This window comes from Streptomyces albipurpureus (assembly GCF_023701525.1).
Classification (GTDB): domain Bacteria; phylum Actinomycetota; class Actinomycetes; order Streptomycetales; family Streptomycetaceae; genus Streptomyces; species Streptomyces albipurpureus.
The window spans coordinates 398,785-421,151 of the sequence record NZ_JAMQAW010000002.1 but is presented as its reverse complement, the minus strand read 5'-3'; the positions used below and the strand labels follow the sequence as shown (position 1 = coordinate 421,151).

The 22,367-nt window shown below is 68.3% G+C and carries 20 protein-coding genes; 13 read left to right on the top strand and 7 right to left on the bottom strand.

The window, feature by feature from the left end; genetic code table 11:
- Positions 1-184 precede the first annotated feature (184 nt).
- Both NBG84_RS02900 and NBG84_RS02895 read right to left on the bottom strand, forming a co-directional pair.
- A complete protein-coding gene (locus NBG84_RS02900; RefSeq protein ID WP_250917619.1) occupies positions 185-982 on the bottom strand; it encodes a VOC family protein in 798 nt (265 codons plus the stop codon).
- Positions 983-1,050: 68 nt separating this feature from the next.
- Positions 1,051-1,461 (bottom strand): VOC family protein, encoded by a 411-nt coding sequence (locus NBG84_RS02895; protein ID WP_250917618.1) that lies wholly within the window; start codon positions 1,459-1,461, stop codon positions 1,051-1,053.
- A gap of 282 nt (positions 1,462-1,743) precedes the next feature.
- Here NBG84_RS02895 and NBG84_RS02890 point away from each other — a divergent pair, with 282 nt between their 5' ends.
- Together NBG84_RS02890 and NBG84_RS02885 are read left to right on the top strand one after the other, a co-directional pair.
- Positions 1,744-2,199: a DUF1801 domain-containing protein gene (locus tag NBG84_RS02890; protein ID WP_250917617.1), complete on the top strand. Its 456-nt coding sequence runs from the start codon at positions 1,744-1,746 to the stop codon at positions 2,197-2,199.
- A gap of 452 nt (positions 2,200-2,651) precedes the next feature.
- A complete protein-coding gene (locus tag NBG84_RS02885) occupies positions 2,652-3,338 on the top strand; it encodes a pyridoxine/pyridoxamine 5'-phosphate oxidase (RefSeq protein WP_250917616.1) in 687 nt (228 codons plus the stop codon).
- Positions 3,339-3,372: 34 nt separating this feature from the next.
- Here NBG84_RS02885 and NBG84_RS02880 read toward each other — a convergent pair whose 3' ends face one another.
- The 3 genes from NBG84_RS02880 to NBG84_RS40980 form a co-directional block, all read right to left on the bottom strand.
- The gene (locus tag NBG84_RS02880) at positions 3,373-4,125 is read right to left on the bottom strand and encodes a type 1 glutamine amidotransferase (RefSeq protein WP_250917615.1); all 753 of its coding nucleotides are present in this window, start codon (positions 4,123-4,125) and stop codon (positions 3,373-3,375) included.
- A gap of 415 nt (positions 4,126-4,540) precedes the next feature.
- Entirely contained in the window at positions 4,541-4,966 is a 426-nt protein-coding gene (locus NBG84_RS02875) for a hypothetical protein (RefSeq protein ID WP_250917614.1), read from the bottom strand.
- 16 nt (positions 4,967-4,982) lie between these two features.
- A complete protein-coding gene (locus NBG84_RS40980) occupies positions 4,983-6,206 on the bottom strand; it encodes an amidase domain-containing protein (protein WP_250917613.1) in 1,224 nt (407 codons plus the stop codon).
- Between the two features lie 1,043 nt (positions 6,207-7,249).
- Between NBG84_RS40980 and NBG84_RS02865 the strand changes: the two genes are divergently transcribed.
- The 3 genes from NBG84_RS02865 to NBG84_RS02855 all read left to right on the top strand — a co-directional run bounded on the left by NBG84_RS02865 (position 7,250) and on the right by NBG84_RS02855 (position 11,197).
- Positions 7,250-9,298 (top strand): transglycosylase domain-containing protein, encoded by a 2,049-nt coding sequence (locus tag NBG84_RS02865; protein WP_250917612.1) that lies wholly within the window; start codon positions 7,250-7,252, stop codon positions 9,296-9,298.
- Between the two features lie 226 nt (positions 9,299-9,524).
- Positions 9,525-10,190 carry a TetR/AcrR family transcriptional regulator gene (locus tag NBG84_RS02860; protein ID WP_308311997.1) on the top strand — a complete coding sequence of 222 codons (666 nt, stop codon included), beginning with the start codon at positions 9,525-9,527 and terminating at the stop codon, positions 10,188-10,190.
- Positions 10,191-10,339: 149 nt separating this feature from the next.
- Entirely contained in the window at positions 10,340-11,197 is an 858-nt protein-coding gene (locus NBG84_RS02855) for a lipase family alpha/beta hydrolase (protein ID WP_250917610.1), read from the top strand.
- A gap of 134 nt (positions 11,198-11,331) precedes the next feature.
- Here NBG84_RS02855 and NBG84_RS02850 read toward each other — a convergent pair whose 3' ends face one another.
- Complete coding sequence (locus tag NBG84_RS02850) at positions 11,332-13,659, bottom strand: transketolase-like TK C-terminal-containing protein (protein ID WP_250917609.1); 2,328 nt, start codon at positions 13,657-13,659, stop codon at positions 11,332-11,334.
- 266 nt (positions 13,660-13,925) lie between these two features.
- Between NBG84_RS02850 and NBG84_RS02845 the strand changes: the two genes are divergently transcribed.
- Complete coding sequence (locus NBG84_RS02845; protein WP_250917608.1) at positions 13,926-14,405, top strand: Lrp/AsnC family transcriptional regulator; 480 nt, start codon at positions 13,926-13,928, stop codon at positions 14,403-14,405.
- A gap of 270 nt (positions 14,406-14,675) precedes the next feature.
- Here the strand turns inward: NBG84_RS02845 and NBG84_RS02840 are convergent, their stop codons facing one another.
- Positions 14,676-15,458, bottom strand: a complete 783-nt coding sequence (locus tag NBG84_RS02840) for an IclR family transcriptional regulator (RefSeq protein WP_250917607.1) — start codon at positions 15,456-15,458, stop codon at positions 14,676-14,678.
- 175 nt (positions 15,459-15,633) lie between these two features.
- Between NBG84_RS02840 and NBG84_RS02835 the strand changes: the two genes are divergently transcribed.
- The 7 genes from NBG84_RS02835 to NBG84_RS02805 all read left to right on the top strand — a co-directional run bounded on the left by NBG84_RS02835 (position 15,634) and on the right by NBG84_RS02805 (position 22,167).
- Positions 15,634-17,115, top strand: a complete 1,482-nt coding sequence (locus tag NBG84_RS02835; protein ID WP_285366257.1) for an amidohydrolase family protein — start codon at positions 15,634-15,636, stop codon at positions 17,113-17,115.
- 94 nt (positions 17,116-17,209) lie between these two features.
- The gene (locus tag NBG84_RS02830; RefSeq protein WP_250917606.1) at positions 17,210-18,094 is read left to right on the top strand and encodes a fumarylacetoacetate hydrolase family protein; all 885 of its coding nucleotides are present in this window, start codon (positions 17,210-17,212) and stop codon (positions 18,092-18,094) included.
- Between the two features lie 47 nt (positions 18,095-18,141).
- A complete protein-coding gene (locus tag NBG84_RS02825; protein WP_250917605.1) occupies positions 18,142-19,215 on the top strand; it encodes a cupin domain-containing protein in 1,074 nt (357 codons plus the stop codon).
- Between the two features lie 31 nt (positions 19,216-19,246).
- Complete coding sequence (locus NBG84_RS02820) at positions 19,247-19,732, top strand: nuclear transport factor 2 family protein (RefSeq protein WP_250917604.1); 486 nt, start codon at positions 19,247-19,249, stop codon at positions 19,730-19,732.
- Entirely contained in the window at positions 19,729-20,100 is a 372-nt protein-coding gene (locus tag NBG84_RS02815; protein WP_250917603.1) for a YciI family protein, read from the top strand. Before NBG84_RS02820 ends, NBG84_RS02815 begins: the two co-directional genes overlap by 4 nt.
- Positions 19,988-21,076: an NAD(P)-dependent oxidoreductase gene (locus tag NBG84_RS40975; protein WP_308311998.1), complete on the top strand. Its 1,089-nt coding sequence runs from the start codon at positions 19,988-19,990 to the stop codon at positions 21,074-21,076. Before NBG84_RS02815 ends, NBG84_RS40975 begins: the two co-directional genes overlap by 113 nt.
- A gap of 137 nt (positions 21,077-21,213) precedes the next feature.
- Positions 21,214-22,167 (top strand): VOC family protein, encoded by a 954-nt coding sequence (locus NBG84_RS02805; RefSeq protein ID WP_250917601.1) that lies wholly within the window; start codon positions 21,214-21,216, stop codon positions 22,165-22,167.
- The last annotated feature ends 200 nt before the right edge of the window (positions 22,168-22,367 follow it).

The window sequence follows — 22,367 nt, the reverse complement described above, 5'->3', positions numbered from 1 at the left end:
CCCGCTGATCCGGGCGTCGCGTACCGGGCCGGTGCCGTAGCCGTTCGCCGCACCGCCATCGGGTCGTGGTAAGGGTGGGCTCGCGCACTCACGCCTCCCGGACCGTTCGCCGCACCGTCGTCGCCCCAGGCCCGGTCCGGCCCGTTCAGGGCCTACCCGATCCCGCCCCGGCGGCCGGTCGTGGTCATGCGCGTGCGGTGACTCTCCAGCTGAAGCCATCGGGGTCGGTGAAGTGCCCGGTGTAGTCGTCCTGGTCGGTAGGGGCCGCTGCGGCGGTGACCCGGCCACCGGCGGAGTGCGCGGCGCGGAGAAGAGTGTCGACGTCGTCACGGGAACCGGCGGTGTGGGTGAGGACGAGTGCGGAGAAGCCGTCGCCGTGCTCGTCGACGCCGGCGTCCTTGGCGAGAGCCCTACGGGGGAGCAGGCCCAGTCGGCACCCGCCGTCGGCGATGGCGAAGTCGATGAACTTGTCGCCGTAGTCGCGGTCGACGCTCATACCCAGCCTCTCGTAGAACACCTTGGACGCCTTCGGCTTGGCGACGCCGAGGAAAACGGCGGTCTCGGTCGGCTGCGGAGGGGCCGGGACGAGATCCTTCTCCTTCTTGGCGGCGGCCAGTTTCCAGACGGCCCCGTCCGGCGCCTGGTACACGGCGGTGAACTCGCCGAAGAACTCCTTCTTCGCCGGCTTGATGATCAACGCGCCATTGGCGGTTGCCGCATCGAGGAGAGCCCTGACCTCGGCGGGCTGGTTGACGATGGAGGAGAGGACGAAGCCACGGAAGCCCGAGGTCGCCGGGTTGGTACCGGAGTCGTCGGCGAGTGCGTCGATTTGCCGGAGGGCGAGCTGTACGGTGCCGTGCAGGGCCAGGCTGGCGGTGTGGTCGTGGTCGGTCGCGGTGGCGGAGAACACGGACGTGTAGAACGCGCATGCGGCTTCTACCCGCGGTACGCCGATCGTGATGATGTCGAGAGAGAGCGCCATCGGGTGACTCCTTCGAGCTGTCAGGGGTTCGGCTGAGCCGGCGGCGTGGGGCGTGCGGCTCGCTCCGCTCAGCTGAGCTGGTTGATGCGGATGAGGTTGCCCGCGGGATCGTGGAAGGCGCAGTCGCGGACTCCGTAGGGCTGGTCGATGGGTTCCTGGACGACATCGGCCCCCGCGGCCTGGAGGCGGTCGAAGAGCCCGTCGAGGTCGTCGCTGGCCAGCGTGATGGCGGTGTAGGCACCCTTGGCGATGAGTTCCAGGATGGTGCGGCGCTCGTCATCGGTGATGCCGGGATCGGCGGCGGGCGGGTGCAGCACGATGGAGGTGCCGGGTTGGCCGACCGGTCCGACGGTGATCCAGCGCAGGTCTTCGTAGCCGATGTCGTTGCGGACCTCGAAGCCCAGGGTGTCGCGGTAGAAGCCCAGAGCCGCTTCGGCGCCGGTATGCGGGAGAAAGGCGTGGTGAATGCTGATGTTCATGCCCCACACGCTAGGCAGGGCCATCCAGCGCGGGCTTCTCGATTCCTGACCGATCCGATGACGGCGGTCATGGGGCGCGACAGTGTCATCGCCCGGTCGCACCTGGCGCGCGAGTAGGGCGGGTACGGCGACGTCGTCGAATCAGTCAGCAGGTCGGGCCGTGCGGCGAGGTGTGTTGCGGGGCGTGGGGGAGCATCGGTCAGGAATCGAGAAGCACGGTTCTCTCGGCACGGTTAGCGTCAGAGGCACTTCACAACGATCACAACGAGGAGAGCGGCAGCGATGAGCGCGAACGGCAGCACGAAGAGCACGAGCGGATTCTCCGAGGAAGAACGTGCCGCCATGAAGGAGCGCGCCGCGGAACTGAAGAAGGAGGCGACCCGCGGTCGTGGCAACAAGGCCGCCGCCGCGGAACTCGATGTGCTGTCGAAGATCGCGGAGATGGAGGCACCGGACCGCGCGGTCGCCGAACGCATCCACGCCATCGTCACCACCAACGCCCCGGAGCTGTCGCCGAAGCTGTGGTACGGACAGCCCGCCTACGCCAGAAAGGGGAAGGTCGTGTGTTTCTTCCGTAGCGGGCACGTCGACAAGGAGCGTTACTCAACCTTCGGTTTCACCACCGAGGCGAACCTCGACGACGACAGCGGCCTGTGGCCCACCTCCTATGCCGTGACCGAGCTGAGCGAGAAGGCCGAGAAGACGATCACCGCCCTCGTCAGGAAGGCCGTGAACTGACACCGCGCCGAATGCTGACCGATACCTCCGGGCTGACCGAGAGCGCGAGGCCGCGACCTGGGGCGGATCCTCCCAGCAGGCCGGGGCCGGAGCATCGCCGGCGAGCCATGGCGTTGGGTGCGGGGGCTGTCGGTCGGCTCGCGTGTTCACTCGCCGACAAGTCTGTCGATGATTCCGGTGCCCGCCCCCGCTACGCCATCGTCGATCGAGGGCCCTGCCGTTGAACGCGGGAGCGGGGCCGCGGTTTTCGGCAGGCGTCTTGAGGGGCCCACTGTATGCTCCCCGGCCCGGTCGCCGCCGTGGCGGTGCGACCGAGCGGGGCGGTGCGGCCGATGCGATCGGGACGGCGGTCCTTGCCGGTCGAAACGGTTGGCGACTTCTCCACACCACAACTCCTCGCTAGGGTCGAGGGGATCGCAGTCAGTCCGAGACACCGAAGATCAGGGGACGCGATGGCCGGAAACGATGGCACGGACGAAGCCAGCAGTGTGCGGGAGTGGCTGCGGGGTCTGGAGGTGTTCGTCGGCCCGCTGGCGGAGTTCGATCCCGCTGATGCCCCGGCTGAGCCGGTCGACCTCTTCCTCGGCTGGTTGCGGGAAGCTGTCGCGGCGGGTGTGCCCGACGCGCACGCCATGACGGTGTCGACGGTCGGTGCGGACGGCGGCCCCGATGCCCGGGTACTCATCCTCAAGAACGTGGACACCGGCGGCTGGCAGTTCGCCGCCCACGCCAACAGCCCCAAGGGCCGCCAACTGGCCGACCGCCCCCTGGCCTCGCTCACCTTCTACTGGCCCCTGCAAGGCCGCCAGGTACGGGTACGGGGCACCGTGGAAACCGCGTCCCCTGAACACAGCGCGGCCGATCTGCTGGCCCGATCGCCCTCTGCCCGTGCCGAGGTACTGCTCGGCCGCCAGAGCAACCACCTGGACGACCCCGAAGAGCGCGACCGTGCCTTCCGCGCGGCACTGGCCCGCATGGAGTCGGAGCCCAGTCTCGTCAGCCCCGAATGGACGCTCTACACCGTCGTTCCGGCTGAGATCGAGTTCTGGCAAGCGGACAAGGACCGCGTCCACAAGAGGCTGCGCTACGAACGCCCGGACCGCCACAGCTCATGGGAACGCCATCCGCTCTGGCCATGACCGAGCCAACCGGGCGGGCACACCCGGCTCAGTCCTACGCATCCGTGCGGGGGGTGAAGGAGGTGCGGATCGCGTTGTGTCCGGCACGCGTCGCGCACAGTGCCGCGAACCGGTCCAGCAGCCGATCCCGGGAGGGGCCCAGCTCGTCGAGCCATGCGGGTGCGGCCTCGCGAATGCCCTCGCCGCCGCCGGGTGCCGAATCCGCGTCATGGGGGAACGCCTCCACGAACGCGCTCACCGCGTCGGTATCGGCCTCCAGATGGAACTGCAGCCCCCACGCGGAACTCCCCGCTCGGAACGCCTGCACCGGATAGCGCTCGCAGGAGGCCAGCGTGGTCGCCCCGACCGGGAGGGCCATGGTGTCGTCGTGCCAGTGCAGCACACCCAGGCGCTCGGGCAGACCGGCGAACAGCGGATCCCGCTGGGCCTCCGCGGTCAACTCGACCTTCCCCCAACCGATCTGCCCGCCTGATCCGGGATGCGCTCCCCCGCCCGCCGCGACCGCCAGCAACTGGGCTCCCAGACAGACGCCCAGTACGGGTACGCCGGAGGCCAGCGCACCTTGCAGCAGGGCGATTTCGGCGGAGCGGGTGGGAAATCCCTCATCGCTGTAGGCGGACATCGGCCCACCCATCACCACCAGTGCCGCCACCCCGTCAAGGTCGGCCGGCACCACATCCCCCTCCCACACCCGGCAGTGGCGCACACTCAGACCGGCAGCTTCCAGCGCGACGGCGATGGCGTAAGGCCCCTCACCGGGCACATGTTGAACCACCAGAACAGCCACCGGACTCACCTCTCAACATCCGCATCCATCAGGCGAGGGATCACCTTCTCACAGCGCCTGAGGCCGTACACGGCTCACTACCCCGTGGAGATGGTCCCCGGCGGGGAGCCGTCGCCACAGGTCCGAGCGCTGTCGGCCCCCTTCCGTCGATGGACCGCTGCCCCTGCCCGCTCCAAGCGGCGGGGGAGCGGTGGTATCCGGCGCCGGGGGAGTGTGGGCGGGCAGGGGAGAGGGGGGAGCCGGGAGGCCGTTGCGACCCGTCCCTGCCGTGGCGCGGAAGGGCCGCGCAAGCCCTCCCGGGCTCGCGCGGCCCTCCGTTCCCCGTCTTCTCGGTCCCGCTCCTGTTCCACGCGGGCTCCGGGCCCAGTGCTCAGGGCCGGCCCCGCTGGGTGCGGGCCGAAACGGCCCGCCGACGTCAGGAGGGCGGTTCAGTTCCCGCCGCGTTGGACGGCGTGGGTACGACACCGGGCAGCGGGGCCAGCACCCAGTGCTTGTCCTCCCAGGTCACCGTCTCGGTGACCTGGACGGGCCGGTTCTTGGCACGGGCAGTGCCGGTCATATCGACCTTCCACACCCCGGCGAACTCCGAGGTGCGATCCCATCGCACGTCCCAGTCCTGCCCGCCGTACGCCTTGATGCGCGCCCGCGCGTCCTTGGCGCCCTGCGGATGCGCGTCCAGCAGCCGGCTCAGCGCCGGCTCGTCGGACGTGTTGAGGGACTCGACGTACTTCCGAAGGAATCGGTCCTGGTCGGCCATGCTCGGTGACTTGGACGCGTCTCCGTCTCCGCCGCAGGCGGACAGCAGGGCCACGCAGAACACGGACATGAGCAGCGCCGCCAAGCGCCGCCCTCCGGGATCAGGTGCGGAAGGCGTAGTACGTCGCCCTCGGATTGGAGGCCACAATGCTCGCCACCGACTTCCGGTAGGTATTGGTCGAATGGTAGGTCAGATAGGGAACTCCACCACTGACATAGCTGGTGATCATTGAGTGGTCCTTGGACCCATTGTTGCTGAAGTCCATCTGGAGAATGTCCCCGACGCCCATGTAGTACACATTGCTCAGGTTGTAGGCCCGACCACTGTGCAGCGCGAACGATGCCCAGTAGTTGACGTTGACCCAAGATGTTGTCTGATTGGCGGAGTTGTACCACCAGTTCTTGTAACTCCGGTACCAGCCTGTGTTGTTCTTCCAGCCACCCGCGCGCAGTGCCTGGCTGATGAAGTTGGTGCAGTCTCCGCCCACGTCGTTGAACGTGCGGTAGGAGGAGTTGTAGTTCCTCCAGTACCGCTCCGCGTACTGCGCCATCGCGGGGTAGTTGTAGCCCGCAGCCGCGGAGAACTTCCCCTGCGGCTGCGCCGGCTTCACCACCTCGGACGGCTGCTCGGCCGGGGCGGGGCCATCGACCTCAGGTGCGCCGCCCGTGTCGGCCGGGTCGCCCGCCGGGTCGGCGGGTGCGGGGGCGCCGACGCTCTCGGTGGACCCGGTCCGCACCGCGTTGACCGCGGAGGGTCCGCCCTCGTCGAGGGGCTTGATCTCCGTCAGCTGCCAGGTTCCGTCCGCGCCGGCGGTGAAGGCCATCTCATGCCGTGCCTGGAAGCCGGTGGTCGGCGGCTCGTCACCACGGATCTTCTTGTAGGTGAGCATGGTGGTCTCGGTGACCTCGGCCGTCGCACGGTCTCCGGTCACCGACAACTCGTCCACGGAGACCTCGGTGTCAGCGGCCGTGTACGCCTCCTGGAGCGAGGCGAGCCGTGCCTTGCGCTCGCGCAGGGTCGCCGCCGCGAGGTCCTCGCCGCGTGCCAACCGGCCGGTGACGCTCACAGCGCCGGTGAGCGGGAGGGCGGTGGACGCGCTGCGGGTCGCCTTCGTCCCGTCCAGCAGGACGGACGTCCGATGGGTGAGGACGGTGTCAGCCAGAGTGGCGAATCCGTTGCGGGTGTTATCGCTTATGGAGCGATTGGCTATCTTCGTTCCGTCGTGCGGGGCGTTCTTCGCGAAAGCCGCGGTCGACGGCAGAAGACTCGCCAAGGTGATGCCCAGTGTGACGGCAATTCCCCGTCTAACGATCGTTTTTGTCACTCGTCAGTCCCCCAACTGTCCGTTGACGTACTTCTTCTGGGGTGACGATGACATGGATTGAGCCGCGACGACGAATGATTACCCCGGTGTGTTTCCGGAGTGTTCGATTCAGTTTCGATTTCTATGTTTTCGCCATCGGGGCGTTGTGAATCGGCCATCGGTCATCGGCGCCTGGGATTCCGGGTATCACCGCGCGATGGATGTAGGGTGCTGCTCGCGGTCGCGGGTGTAGCCGGTGGGGTGTGCGTACGGCGTACGGTCGACGCTCACTCAGTCGCTCTCGTCGCGTTCCTCACTCGTTCCCGCGCCGGCGGCGCGTTCGCTCGGCGACCGCGCTGGGGAGCCTGCCCTCGACCGAGCTGGCCCGGTCAAGGGCGCGTCGTCGACCATCGCGTCGATCGCGGCGAGGGATCGGCATCCGTCGCATCCCCGATGGCCGCCAGTTCATCACCCTCAGTGATCGGCTGCATCTCGTTGTCCACCGTCCGCTCCTGAAGTTGCCTCTCGCGGTTGGTCGGGGGTACGCGCGGTGGTCACCGGTCAGAGGTCGAGGGTCCTTCGGTGATGGAGATCGAGCCGCAGGCCAGGGCGGGTCTGCCGGTGTCCTACCAACTGCCATGTTCGTGCGGGTGGTTGCTGTCGGCGAAATCGGCGCGGCGCGCGGCGTCCCGTACGGCCGGGCGGAGTTGGCCGAAGGCCAGCGCTCGGCCCGCTCCTCGCCGGTCGACGGGAAGCGCTGGACCGTGGCCCGGGCAGCTGACTCCAAGTATCCGCGAAAATTGGAGGGTTGCTCCACTTGCCGAGGAATCCCGCCATCGAATGCGGGGTGAATTCCATCGGCGCGGGAGGCGTGCTCGCAGAGGCGCTTCGGTTGCCGCACGTCAGCCGGTTGCCCGTGGGTGGAGTGGAGTGGAACGAGACCCGCGTCACTTATGGAGAGTTTGTGAAGGACCCAACCGTGGCCTTAGTCTGACCATCATCCCGGCCGAGCCTATTACCGCGTTGAAGTGACGGTTCGTGATCGAGGAGGTCCCGGTTACCACATGAGGCAGCCCCGCAATCGCCGCGCGAACCGCACCAGAGGCACCAAACGTACGGGAAGTCCGCCGAAGCACACCCGCCGTGCTTCTCGCAGAGCCAAGAGCCATCGCAGAGCCGCTCGAACGGCCCGTCAACTCCGCATCGACTTACCGAGAAGAGGCGTGCGGGGCTGGCGCCGCTGGGTGCCCTCCTGGAAGTTGTCCTCCGGTCTGTTCCTGCTCTTCACCGGCTGTGTCACCGGCCTTTTCGTGACCGTCTACATCCAGGTGGAGATCCCGAACGCGCATGACTCCGCGCGTCGGCAGGCCACCGTCTACTACTGGGCGGACGGGAGCCGGATGGTGAGCGTAGGCGATGTGAACCGGCAGGATGTCAGCCTCTCCCAGGTGCCCAAGTCCGTCCAGCGCGCCGTTATCGCGGCGGAGAACGCGGACTTCTACAGCGACAAGGGCGTCTCGGTGACGGGCATCGTGCGCGCAGCCGTCAACATTGTCAAGGGCAAGGAGACGCAGGGCGGTTCCACGATCACCCAGCAGTATGTGAAGAACGCCTATCTGAGTCAGGACCAGACCGTCTACCGCAAGGTCAAGGAGCTCTTCCTCTCCCTGAAGGTCAGCAACCAGCGGTCCAAGTCGGAGGTCCTTGAGGGGTATCTCAACACCTCGTGGTTCGGCCGTGACGCCTATGGCGTCCAGGCCGCCTCCTACGCCTACTACGGTGTCCCGGCCGCGGAGTTGGACCCCAGTCAGGGTGCGATGCTGGCCGCTGTCCTCAAAGGCGCGGAGAGCTTCGACCCGTCACTCGGCACCGCCAACCGCCAACGGGCCGAGGACCGTTGGAGCTGGATCCTGGATCGCCAGGTGGCGACTGGCACGATGAGCGCCGAGGAACGCGCGAAGTACACGGAGTTCCCCGAGCCGAAGCCTCCCGTGAAGCCGACCAGTCAGGCCGGGCAGATCGGCTATCTGGTCGATATCGCCAACAAGTACGTCAAGAGCCGCAGCGGGCTCACCGACAAGGATCTCGCCGGTGGCGGCTACCGCGTCCACACCACCTTCGAGAAGGGCAAGGTACTCGCGCTGACCAACGCCGTCGCGAAGGTGCGCGCCGACCACCTGGACCCGCAGGCGCGCGCGGACGACCGCCATGTACAGGTCGGCGCCGCTTCGGTACGCCCCAAGGACGGAGCGATCGTCGCGGTCTACGGAGGCTCCGACGCGATCGAGCACTTCAGTAACAACGCGGACACCTCGGGCGTGCCTGCGGCCTCGGCGTTCAAACCCTTCGTGTTCGCCGCGGCCCTGGAGCAGGGGCTCGAAGGCGGGGAGGGTTCCGCCGAGGCCTCTGACCTGGATCCCCTCCAGCCCAGGCAGACGGGGGTGAAGGGGGTCCCTTCCATGAACCTCTACACGTCCCTGGTCGCATCCGAGCACACGCCGTTCGTGGAGATCGGCAAGAAGATCGGACTGAAGAAGGTCAAGGAGCTCGCGGTCGCGTCGGGACTGCGCGCGGAGAGCATGGCCGAGTTGGAGCCGACCTTCTCGATCGGCACCTCCACTCCCAGCGCCGTTCGGTTGGCCAGCGCCTATACGACCTTCATCAACGAGGGCCGGTCCACCGAGCCCTACTCGGTGACCAAGGTCGAGTGGAACGGTGTCGCGATGGATGGCTTCGACCCGCCCAAGAAGCGGCGGGCGATGAGCCCCGAGGTCGCCTCGATCGTCGGAGGGGCCCTCCTCCAGGTCGGCTGGCGCGCCGTCGGTCCCCCGAAGGGGCCGCCGGGCCAGAAGGGCTACTCTCCGGCCTGGGCGGGGAAGACAGGTCCGAACGACCGTATGAAGTCCGCCTGGTTCATCGGGACGACGGAAGAGCTGAGCACCTCGGTCGCGATGTTCCGCACCAAGCCCGACGTGCCGCAGCTGCTGCCCATGCAGGGTGTGGGCGGCCCCGCGTCCGAGCGCGGCAGCGCCTTTCCGCCGCTGATCTGGGAGGCCTACCACCAGCTGGTGGCGCCTTCGGTGAAACCGGCAGGCGCTTCGCAGAGCCCGTGACGTCTGCTACCTGGACGGGGCGTTCCGCGGTGCCGGCGCCCTTGCCCATCTCCTGGTCACACCGGAAGCCGGGCGCCCGGTCGACGCCGGGCGCAGGCGCATCCGTGGCGCTACGCGCGGTAGGGCCGCCGGGCGTCGAAGGTCCGTCCGGCTGCTCGTGGGGGCCGGGATCCGCTCGGCCACCTCGCCGTCGGGGCCCGCGCGGCCCGGCCTGTATGTTGGGTCGGTGGTTGGTGCGGTCGGGGACGACGAGGGTGCAAGAGGCGGGCGACGGATTCGCGGGCTGGACGCCGGGGAACGGCGGGCGAGGCGTCGCGGGGATTTGCTGGATGCGGCGTTGGAGCTGTTCTCCGCCCAGGGCTATCAGGACACCTCGATCGAGCAGATCTGCAAGCACGCGTACGTCGGGACCAAGAGCTTCTACGAGGTCTTCACCGGCAAAGAGGCGGTGTACCTGGCGCTGCTCGACCGCATCGTCATGGATGTGACCGGACGTCTCACGTCGGCCCTGGACGCCCTGGATGACGACCAGGACGAGAGGGAGGCCGCGCGGGCGCTCGTCCGGCACTTCGCGGACGCCTTCGTGGACGATGTGCGGGTGGCGCGTGTGACGTTCGGCGAGGGCCGCGCCGTGACCCCGCTGGCGGAGGCGCACCGCCGTACCAACCGCCGGTGGGCCGCCTCCTTCGTCGAGACGGTTTGGCAGCGGCTGGGCATCGTGGCGGGCCCGCACGGGCACGCGGTGGCCATGGGGCTGATCGGTGGCCTGTTCGACATCATCGCCGACTGGCTTGTGGGTACCGGCACCGCTCAGCCCGCCGATCGTGGGTCTCTCCAGGACGGGCTCGATCGTTTCTACACCGTGGTCAGCTCCGGACTCGGCGAGTCCTGACACTCCCTCACGCCTGATGCGCGTTCTGCGGGGAGCCCCCTTGGCGGACGAGTCGAACCGTCCCGCATTTTTTGGAAACGATGCCTTGTTCGTAGTAGGGGCGCATGCTCTACTACCGGGTAACCTACTCGCGAACAAGGAGTCGCCCCATGGCCAAGCTCCGCACGTTCCTGGCAGCCCTCGTGCTGTCCGTACTCGCTTCGACCACCCTGACCGCGACCGCCTCCGCCGACGCCCCGCCGCGATCGGGGTGGAACAACTGGTCCTGCCGGCCCAGCGCCGCCCACCCCGAGCCGGTGGTCCTCGTCCATGGACTCGGCGGCAACGGCTGGGACAACTTCCTGACCCTGGCGCCCACCCTCCGCTCGGCCGGCTACTGCGTCTACTCCCAGACGTACGGCAAGACGGTGCTGGGCCAACTGGCCGGCGGGCTCGCTCCGATGGCCGACAGCGCCGCCGAGGTGGGCGCGTTCGTCGATCGGGTGCGCGCGGCGACGGGATCGGCGAAGGTCGACATCGTCGGGCACTCCGAGGGGACCACCGTCCCGGCGTACTACATCAAGTACCTGGGCGGAGCCTCCAAGGTCGACGACTTCGTCGGATTCGGATCCAACTTCCGTGGCACCACACTGAACGGCCTGGCGAGCCTGGCCGCCGCCCTCAAACTCCAGGGCCTGCTGACCGGCGTCGGGTGCGGAGCCTGTACGGACTACCTGCCCGGCTCGGCCTTCCTCGCCAAACTCAACGACGGCCCCGTCGCCGTCCCCGGACCGACGTACACCAGCATCGTCACCCGCTACGACCGCGTCGTCACGCCGTACACCAGCGGTCTGCTCACGGGAGACAACGTCACCAACATCGTCCTCCAGGACAAGTGCCGCCTGGACTCGGCCGGTCATCTCGGGCTGGCCATCGACCCCAACGTCGCCCAACTCGTGCTCAACCGACTCGACCCCGAGCACTCCAAGCCGTTCCGATGCCTCCCCTTCACCACCATCGGCATCTGACACACAACACACCCCCCAGGCATCGCGCGCCTATGTGCGACCCCGGTCCGTCTCCACCGCAGATGTCAGGAACTCCGCGTTCTGCGGTGTTGCGGCGTCGGGGGCGGCCCGGGGCGGTTGGTGTGGTGGGCGCTCTACTCGGTGAGGTCGAGGGCGGCTCGGATGATGCTGTCGGTGTCGATCCGGTGGTAGCGGTAGACCTCCTCCAGCGAACCGGACTGCCCGAAGCGGGTGACCCCCAGGGTGCGCAGCGGCACCTGGTGGATGGTGGAGAGGAACGCCAGGGTGTGCGGGTGCCCGTCCAGGACGGTGACCAGCGGGGCCGCCCGGTCGACGGGGAATGCCTGGTCGAGGATCCAGTCGGGGGCGTCGTCCTGCCCGAGGCGGGCGTTGAGGGCGCGGAAGAGCAGGCCCGGGCTGGTCACGCACACCACGTCCGCTGGGATCCCCATCTGGTGCAGCCGGTCGGCGGCGGCCAGCGCCTCGGTGACCATCGCGCCCATGGCGGCGATGGTGACCTGGGCGCCCTCGCGCCTCAGTAGCGGGTAGGCGCCCGCGACGACCTGTTGCCTGCGGCGTTCGCGGGCCGCGGGGTCCGTGGGCACGGCGGCCAGGGTCTGGTCGACCGGCCGGGTGGAGAGCCGCAGATAGGCGGAGGTGCCATCGGACCTACCCAGACGGGCGAGGGAGGCCAGCAGGGTCCACTCCGTGTCGATGGCGAACGCCGGCTCATAGGTGACGCAGCCGGGCTGTTCGAGGCCGAGGGACGGGGTGGTGATGGACTGGTGAGCCCCGCCCTCGGGGGCGAGGGTCACCCCGGAGGGGGTGCCGACCAGGATCGACTGGCCGCCGGCGTAGAGACCGAAGGACCACGGTTCCAAGGCTCGTTGGACGAAGGGGTCGTACATCACACCGATGGGCAGCAGGGGCTCACCCCACCGGCTCCAGGTCGCGCCCAGCTCTCCCAGCAGACCGACCAGATTGGTCTCGGCGATACCCAACTCGATGTGCTGCCCGGTGGGCTTCTCGCGCCAGTGCAGAATGGTCTCCGGGTCGTCGGCGAACCAGTCCGTACGCTCACCGGCCGACCAGACACCCACCTTGTTCACCCAGCCGCCCAGATTGGTCGACGAGCTCACGTCCGGACTCACGGTCACCACCCTGGCGGCCGCCTCCGGCGCGGACCGGGTCAGGTCGAGCAGTACGCGGCCCAGCGCGGCCTGGGTGGTCGCCGTACCGGCCGGGGTGCGGCCGATGTCCATGGGGAGAGCCGGTGGGGCCACCGGAGCCGGGTCGTCGCGGTGCAGACGCGTCGCGGTCTGCGCGCACAGCCGTCCCGCGGCTGAGTCGGGTGCGAACCCGGTCCAGGGCTGGTCGGGATCGGTGCCGACCCGGTCGGCGAGTTCACGCATCTGCTGTTCCGTCAGCAGCGAGGAGTGGTTCTGGGGGTGGCCCTGGGACGGCAGACCGTAGCCCTTGACCGTATAGGCCAGGATGACGGTGGGACGGGTGTCGTCGATCGAGGACAGGGCCATGTCCAGGGCGGCCATGTCGTGGCCGCCCAGGTTGCGGATCGCCTCGGTCAGCAGCGCGTCGTCGAGCTGCGCCAGCAGGCCGGAGACCTGATCGGCACCCGCGCCGGTTCCCGGCAGTCGCTCGCGCAGTTCGTCCGCCGGGCAACGCAGCAGCCGCTGGTACTCGGGGTTGGACATGGTGTCGATCCGGGAGCGCAGCGCGTCCCCGCCGGGCCGGGTGAACAGCTCCTCCAGCAGCGTGCCGTACTTGAGGGTGAGGACCTGCCAGCCGGCGGCCGCGAACATGCTCCTCAGCCGGTCCGCGGCGATGTTCGGAACGACGCGGTCCAGGGACTGCCGGTTCAGGTCGACGATCCACACCAGCTCACCCAGTTCCGGGACCTGCGGGTCGATCAGCGCCTCCCAGACGGCGCCCTCATCGAGCTCGGCGTCGCCGACCAGGGCGTACTGCCGACCCCGGAAGCCGCCGTCGCCGGACTTGTCCGTGTACCGGCGGGCCAGCGCCCCCCAGATCGTGGCGGTGGCACCGATGCCCACCGAGCCGGTGGAGTAGTCGACCGGATCGGGGTCCTTCGATCGGCTCGGGTAGCTCTGCAGACCACCCCAGGCGCGCAGCGTCGGCAGGTAGGAGGCGTCCAGCTCACCGAGCAGGTAGTTGATGGAGTGCAGGACGGGCGAGGCGTGCGGCTTGACCGACACCCGGTCCTCGGGGCGCAGATGGCGAAACCACAGCGCGGTCATGATGGACACCATCGACGCCGACGAAGCCTGGTGGCCGCCGACCTTCAGACCGGAAGGGTTGGGCCGTACCCGGTTCGCGTGGTCGACGATCGCGCTGGAAAGCCACAGCACGCGATCCTCGACCTCGCTGAGGGCGGCGAGGGGATCGGTCGCGGAACGCCGACGGGTCTCAGATGCAGTGGACATGGAAACGGGCCTCCTCACGCTCGACCCCCGGAACACAGGGAGCGGCGTACTGGAAAAGACAGAAGTGGGGGCGCGTGGAAGACACGCGGCGCGGTACTGCCCCGGGGCGAGTCGGACCGACCGGGTCACAGTCGGCGCAGCGCTCCAAGGAGGGTGCAGTCGTTGTCAACAAGGACACCACCACACCAGGATGTGCACAAGTTCCCACGGGGAAATTGCGCAGAATGCACAATCAATGGCCTTCACCCTTTCCGAAAGGCAGCACCATGCCCAAGCCCGAACGGATCGACCCCACCGATGCCCGCCTGCTGCTGGCCCTTACCGAGCATCCCCGCGCCACGACCGTTGCGCTCGCCGAACAGAGCGGGTTGAGTCGCAACACCGTTCAGGCACGTCTGGCCTCGCTCGACGGTGGCGCCAAGCTGCGCTCCTTCGAACGCCGGGTCGATCCCACGGCCCTGGGCTATCCCCTGACCGCCTTTGTGACCACCCAGGTCACCCAGCGCAGGCTGGACCAGGTGGCGGAGGCCCTCGCGGCCGTCCCCGAAGTGCTCCAGGTGCACGGCCTCTCGGGCGAGACCGACCTGCTCGTACATGTCGTCGCCACCGACGCCGACGATCTCTACCGCGTGGCGGGCCAGATCCTGGGCATCCCCGGGGTGGAACGCACCAACACCGCCCTCGTGATGCGCCAACTCGTCGACTACCGGCTGACACCGCTGCTGCGGCGGGCTGCCGAGCAGTAACTTCGAGCCGCTGTTCGACTGGATGGTCCGATGGGTGACCAGAAACGCGATGAGCCCTCGCAGGTGGGATACGGCCGTGCCGTATCGCATGCCAACACGGCAGGTGGGAGCCTCGGTGTTGGCGTGACCTGTGACCTGTGACCTGTGACCCGAGGCCGGTCGCGGTTGCCCGTGCCGGCCGATCGGCGAAGCGCACCCCCTCGCGGCACGGCGGCGCGAGGCCCGGCGAGCGCACCCCTCGAACAGGTCGAGCGGGTCGGCGCTCTCGGTTCAGATCACCGCCGCGCAGCGCCGTGCCGCCTGCATCGTGGCACGCCCCAGCCGGGTCAGATCGTCTTCGGAGAACCGGAAGCGGGGTACCGAGACGGTGATTGCCGCCGGGGTGATGCGATCTCCATTCGGGATCGTCGCGGCCACGGTGGCCACATCGGGTTCCACCTCGCCGATGCACACCGCGAACCCGCGCTCCCGTACCTCTGCCAGCGCCTGGATCAGCTGGGCGCGACTTGTCAGGGTGTCCGGCGTGATCACGTCCAGCTCCTCACACGGGAACATGGACAGCACCCGGTCCTCGGGCAGTTCCGCGAGGACAGCCCGCCCGCCCGCGGCCGCGTAGCCAGGCACCCGGACCCCGACCCGGGAACCCACGCGCAGCGCCCGTGAGCTCTCGACCGCGTCGATGATCAGCATGTCGGCGCCGGAGAGGATCACCAGGTGCGCCGATTCCTGGACCTCGGCCACCAACTCCTCCATCACCGGTCGGGCGATCGCCCGGATGTCGAGGTTGTTCAGCGCGGCTGCCCCTAGGTCCAGCAGCCTCGGGCCCGGCACATACGCGCGGGTCAGCGGATCCTGCTGGGCGAATCCATGGAGTTGCAGCATCTCCAGCAGCCGGTGCGCGGTCGAGCGGGCGACCCCGATTCGACGGCTGGCATCGGTGACCCGCAGTGCCCGCTCCTCGGCGATGACGCAGAGCAGCCGCAGCGCCTTGTCGACCGAGCCGATCGGGTAGTTCGGGGTCAAGGTATCCGTCTCTTTGCCTGGCGCGGCCATGCGGTGCTCCCCAGTGCGCGTCTGAAGTCCCAAGGTGGGGCGTCGAGTCTAGGGCCGACCTCGCCATCCGGGACGGGCGATTTGTTCGGTACGGCAAATCAGGGCGCCGCACTCTTGACAGCTTCGGAATGGCGCGAACATATTGTTGTTCCGCGTAACAGTCTCATGTTCTGTAATGCAGAACACTAGCAGACTGGCCAACCGCCAACAGGAGGAGTCCCGGGATGAACTCTTATCTGCACCGGTACCAGGCGGTCACGGCGTGACGGCGGCGCGCACGCTGTTGCGAGGTGGCCAAATCGTGTCGATGGACCCGACCATCGGCGACCTGGTCGGCGATGTGCTCGTCGAGGACGGCACGATCGCCGCGATCGGCCCCGATCTGGCGGTCGCCGAGGGCAGTGCCGACATCGTGGATGCCTCGCGGCACATCGTGATACCCGGCTTCATCGACTCCCATCGGCACCTGTTCCAAGCGCTCATGCGCGGCATGGCCACGGACTGGTCGCTGTTTCAGTACTTCACGACGATGTTCGGGATGCTCGGCCCGCGCATGACGGCGGAGCACATGTCCCTGGGCACCGCCCTCGGTGCCTATGACGCCCTCGATTCCGGGGTCACGACGGTCTTCGACTACTCCCACAACCAGTCCTCGCCCGAGCACACCGACGAGGCGGTGCGCGCGCTGCGAGCCAGCGGCATCCGGGCGATGTTCGGCTACGGCGGGGCGATGTCGGAACAGCTGGAGATCCTCTCGCCGCCGTTCACGAGCACCACCCCGAGCAATGAGGCCGAGATCCGCCGGGTACGCCACCAGTACTTCTCCTCCGACTCGGGGCTCGTCACCATGGGCCTGGCGGTACGGGGACCGGACTCCTCGACCATGGACGTCGTACGGGCGGACTTCGCGCTCGGTCGTGAACTGGGCCTGCGGATCAACACCCACATCGGCATGGCGGTGCTCGACCCGCTGGGCCGGCCCAACGTGACCCGGCTGCACAAGGAAGGTCTGCTCGGCGACGACCTGATCTTCGGCCACTGCAACCTGCTCACCGAGGACGAGTTCCGGCTGATGGCCGACGCCGGTGTATCGGCATCGGTGACTCCTGAGGACGAGGCCGCGATGGGGCACGGCTGGCCGCCGATCACCCAACTCCTCCAGGCCGGCATCAGACCGAACATCGGCATTGACACCTGTATGGCCGTCGGCGGCGACCCGTTCACGGCGATGCGGTTCGCGCTGGCCGTGCCGCGAGGCCTGGCCAACCAGCGGGCCCTTGAGGACTCGCTCAACCCGTGGCAGCTGGACATCTCCGCCCGTGACGTGCTCGAATTCGCGACCATCGAAGGCGCCCGCGCGCTGGGAATGGGGGATGTCACCGGCAGTCTGACCCCCGGCAAGCAGGCCGACATCGTCATGATCCGCACCGATCACATCTCCATGGTCCCGGTGCTCGATCCGGTCGCCTCGATCGTGCACCACGCCAGCCGGGGAACCGTCGACAACGTTTTCGTGGCGGGCCGTGCCGTCAAGCGCGATGGCGCACTCATCGGTGTGGACGTGGCGGAGCTCAGCCGCCGGGCCGCCGACACCGCCATCGGGCTGCTGGAGACGGCTGGTGTCACACCCGGCTGGGCGCCGCCGCCCCCGCACTGACCACCCCGTACCACCCCACCCTCGATCCAACCCGGTGAGCGCCCCGGCCGAGCCCGGCGCCCCGAATTCGAACCGTGAAGGACTCACCCACTCCATGCGCATCGCACTCTTCGACCAATACCGCATCGGCATCGTTGACGGCGCATCAGTGCGCGATGTCACCGATGTCACCGATGTCATCGACAGCCGATGGCACGGCAGTCCCTATGTGATCAACGAACTGATCGAGCACTTCGACGAGCTCAGGGCGCCGCTGCGGGCCGCGCTGGCCTCGGCGGAGGAGCGCTCGCTCGCCGATGTGACTCTGCTGCCGCCGATCCCGCGTCCGGGGCAGGTGCTCGCGGCACCGGCCAACTACCACGCACACATCGCCGAGATGACCGAATCGCGGTATCGACCGACCAATCAGCAGGCGCTGCGGTCACCCGGTGACGTGGGCTTCTTCGTCATGGGCTCCGGGTCGATCTCCGGGCCCGCCGACGCGATCGAGCTGCCCCCCATGCCGGGCCGCGCCTTCCACCACGAGGTGGAACTGGGAGTCGTCATCGGCAAGCCAGCCCGCGGCATCCAGGCCGGACAGGTGGCCGACCACATCTTCGGCTACCTCATCCTGCTTGACCTGACCCTGCGTACCGAGGGCGAGCAGCAGGAAGAGCGCACGATGCGCAAGTCGTTCGAGACCTTCACACCCATCGGCCCGTTCATCGTCACCGCCGACGAGGTACCCGACCCGGGCAACCTCGGCCTGAGGCTGTGGGTCAACGACGAACTGCGCCAGCAGGCCAACACCCGCGATCTGATCGTCGGTATCGACGAGCTGATCGAGCAGGCGAGCAGCGTCGTGACGCTGCGGCCGGGCGACATCTACGCCACCGGGACTCCGGAAGGCGTCGGCCCGATCGAGGTGGGCGACGTCGTACGTGCCGAGATCGACGGGCTGGGCGAACTGAGCCTTCCCGTGACGAAGCGCAGTTGGTGAACCCCCTCAGCGTAGGTGCCGGGCAGACGAAGCCAGAAGGAGAAGCCATGGTTCAGAGCAGCACGCAGAGCACCGCGTTGGGAATCGACGCGGAGCAGTACTACGCGGGCCTCGACTCGTTCAGCGTCGAGCCGCTGTGGCGCAACACCGATCCGCGGCTGCTGCCGACCGAGCCGAAGAGCCGCGCGGTGCCGCATGTCTGGCGGTACGACGACGTCCGCGCGCAGCTCATGACCGCGGGCCGGCTGATCAGCGCCGAGGAGGCGGAGCGGCGCGTACTGATGCTGATCAACCCCGGCCTGGCGAAGAAGGTGGAGACGGCGAACAATCTCTACGCCGGAATCCAGTTGGTGCTGCCGGGTGAGATCGCGCCGATGCACAAGCACGCGGCGGCGGCGTTCCGGTTCGTCATCGAAGGGTCGGGCGCCTACACCGCGGTGGACGGCGAGCGGGCGCATATGCACCCCGGTGACATCGTGCTCACCCCGTCCTGGGCCTGGCACGACCACGGGAACTTCACCGACGAGCCGGTGGTGTGGATGGACGGGCTCGACCTGCCGCTGATCAACAAGCTCGAAGCCAACTTCTTCGTCGACGGACCGGACCGACTCCAGGACGAGTCGCGCCCCGCCGACTCGACCGAACGGCTCTACTCCACGAGCCGTCTGAACCCCGCCTGGCAGACCTGGGACAAGCCGTACTCGCCCGTCATCAACTACCCCTGGAGCCAGACCGAGCAGTTGCTCAAGAGCGCCCTTGACGACTGGAGCGGCTCGCCGACCGACGGCCTTATCTTCGAGTTCACCAACCCGAACAGCGGCGGACCCATCATGCCGACCATGGGCGCCTACATTCAGGCCCTGCCGGCCAGGACGCACACCGAGGCACACCAACACACCAGCAGCGCGATCTACCACGTGGTGCGTGGCCGAGGCCAGACGATCGTCGACGGCGAGGTGCTCGACTGGTCCGAGCACGACACCTTCACGGTGCCGGGATGGTCGGTACACGAGCACATCAACACCGAGAACGAGCCGGCGATCCTGTTCTCGCACACAGACATTCCGGTACTCAAGGCACTCGGCTACTACCAGGAGCGGGCATGCCCACGGCAGGCGTGACCGCGACCCGGTGCCACCTGGGGAGGTCCCGATGACACACTCCGAATCATCCGTCGACTACGCGCAGGACCGCGCTGGAGTCGAGGACACGGTCGCGGCATTCGTCCTCGCGCTGGACGCACGGGACATCAAGCGCGCGGTGCGGTGCCTTGCCCCACAGGTCACCTGGGACTACGAGTCCGTGACCGGCCGTCCGGCCGCCCGACTCAGCCCCGCCGACCTCGAAGCCCGATGGAACGCCACCATCGTGCACACCGACGCGTCCCAGCACTTCCTGTCGCTGCCGCACATCCGCACCGACGGTGAGCGCGCCACCTGCGTGGTGCACGCCCGGGTCGAGATGCGGCTGGCCACCTCCGGTGGAAGCCCCTACACGGCGACCAACGGGACGTACACCTTCGGTCTGATCCGTGCGGGGTCCGACTGGCTCATCGACTCGGTGACGATGGCGCTGCTGTGGAACGACGGCAACCCGCGCATCATGGAGTTGGCCGCCGAGAAGGGGCAGCGGCGATGACCGCGACGGCGCCGGGCCCCACCGCCGACTCACTGCGGAAGCAGTTCTTCGTGATCTTCTCCGACCCCGGGCCCCGACCGCAGGAGCTCGTTGGCCAGATCCCGGCGCACCTGAAGTACCTCACCGGGCTGGAGAAGCGCGGCGCGCTGCTCATGTCCGGGCCGTTCCTCGACACCTCGGGCGAGCCCGGCCCCAGCGGCATGCTGATCGTTCGCGCCACGAGCACCGAGGAAGCCGCCGTCCTCGCCGCGGGCGATCCGTTTCACAGCAGCGGCGCACGGACGTTCCGGGTCGAGGAGTGGCAGGTGCACCAAGGGCGCATCGACATCGCCGTCGACTTCTCGGACCGCAGCTACCACCTGCGCTGACGGCAAACCATCCACCCGCGCGAACGGCGCACCCACCAAGGAGGCACTGGTGACGACAGAAGGCTCCGACCTCACCGTCGGTCTTATCGCACCCGGCAAGATCGGCCTGCCGTTCGCGGCGAACCTCATCGCCGACGGTTACACCGTATGGGGCTACCGGCGCAGTTCGATGGCGGACTTCGAGGCCGTCGGCGGCAAGGCCGCGACCTCGGCGAAAGAGGTCGCCGAACGCGCCGACATCATCTTCACCTGCGTCACATCGGCGGACGCCCTCGACGATGTGATCAGCGGTGAACAGGGGCTGCTCGCCGCCGGTCGGTCCGATCTCCTCGTGGTCGACATCGGCGCGATGGCACTCAGCCGCAAGGAGGCCGCACGTGACGCCCTTGCGGCCCATGGAATCACCATGCTCGACGCCCCGGTCAGCGGCACTCCGCCGATGGTCGCCCAGCGCCAGGGAACGGTGTTCGCCAGCGGGGACAGGAGCGCGGTCGAACGGGTCCGCCCGGCCCTCGAAGCCCTGGGCAGGGTCATCTCCACCGGCGAGTTCGGCTCGGGCTCGAAGATGAAGTTCGTCGCCAACACGTTGACCTTCGTCCACATCACGGCCGCGGCTGAGGCGATCGCGCTGGCCAAGGCCGTGGGCCTGGACACCCAGCTGGTCATTGACACGATTAAGCCGTCCGCGGCCGCGTCGACGATGTTCAACGTACGCGCGCCCATGATGGCCGCGGGTCAGACCCGTCCCGTGAAGGGGACCGTCTCCGGTGCGGTCGAGGTGGCGGAGGCCATCATGGCCACAGCGGCCGAAGTCGGCGCGGCGATGCCACTCATGAGCACGGTCCGCAGGATCTGCGAGGCCGCCTGTGCGCAGGGCTACGGCGAGGAGGACATCGCCGTCCTCGTCTCGGTCCTGGAATCCGAGCCGGCCCAGACCGTGACCCCCGGCCTCAACACCGCGGGTAGCGCCATCTGAGTGCCGACCGCACCGACCGATCGCACGCACCGCCGCACCGACCGATCGCACGCACCGCCGCACCGACACACCGCCGCACCGCCGCACCGACACACCGACACACCGACACCGAACCCACGATCGATGGGAGCCGCACGATGTCTGTCAATACCGCAGCCGAACCCCTTCAGATTCCGCGACCGGTTGAACCCGCCACGAAGCCGAGGGGCTTGGGTATCTACCGCACCGGCCATGTCGCGCTGTTCAGCCCTGACCCCGCCGCCTCAGCCGAGTACGCGGTCAACCACCTGGGCTTCCAGCACGCCGGTCACGACGCGGAGGGCCGCTACTACCTGGCTGGCCATGGACCGGACGCGTACTCGCTGGTCTACACGCCGGGAGTGAGCGGTCTGGAGACCATCTCCTATATCGTCACCGACGACGCGGCGTTTGAGCAGGCCGCGGAGATGCTCGCCGATGCGGGCATCTCCGCCACCCGAGACGACGAGACCTCGCAGTTCCGCCCGGGACCGACCCTGAGCTTCAAGACCCCGGCCGGTCACCCGATCGAGCTCACGACCGGGTTCGTATCGGACGTTCCGGTGGCCGCCTCGACCCGACGGCCGGCCGTGGCGCCGGCGCCCATCGCTTCGGACCATGTGGTGCTGCGCACGGTCGACATGGAAGGCGAGATCGAGTACGTCAAGACAAAGCTCGGCCTCATGGAGAGCTCGCAGATTCAGCTGCCCGACACATCCGCGCTGATGGCCTTCTTCCGCGGCAGCAAGCTCTACCACTGCATGGCTCTCGCCCGCGCGGATGTGAACGGTCTGCACCATGTGCAGTTCACGCTCAAGGACGGCGCCGCCGTGCTGGAGGCGTTCGAGTCGATGACCAAGGACGGTGTGGAGATCCTGTGGGGTCCGGTGCGCCACGGCCCCGGTCACAATGTGGCGATCTACTTCCGCGACCATGTCGGGCACATCATGGAGTTCTCCTCGGAGGAGATGACCATCCTCGACGATGAGAACTACTCACCGACGCACTGGTCCGTCACCGACCCGCGTTCCGCGGACGAGTGGGGCACCTTCCCGCCCGAGAGCTTCAAGTAGCGGTAGCTCCACGTGCCCTGGCCGGTCCTCGGCCCAGCCGCACAGCGGCGAGGCCGCCGCCCACGGCACGGAAGCCCCTGCCAGCCCCAACGGCGAACACCGTCACCGCACCACGGCGAACCGCCGCCTCAATACCAGTTTGGAGAGACCTGATGCGTCTCGTCAGTTACTCGGACGCGTCGGGTAGTTCGGCGCCCGGC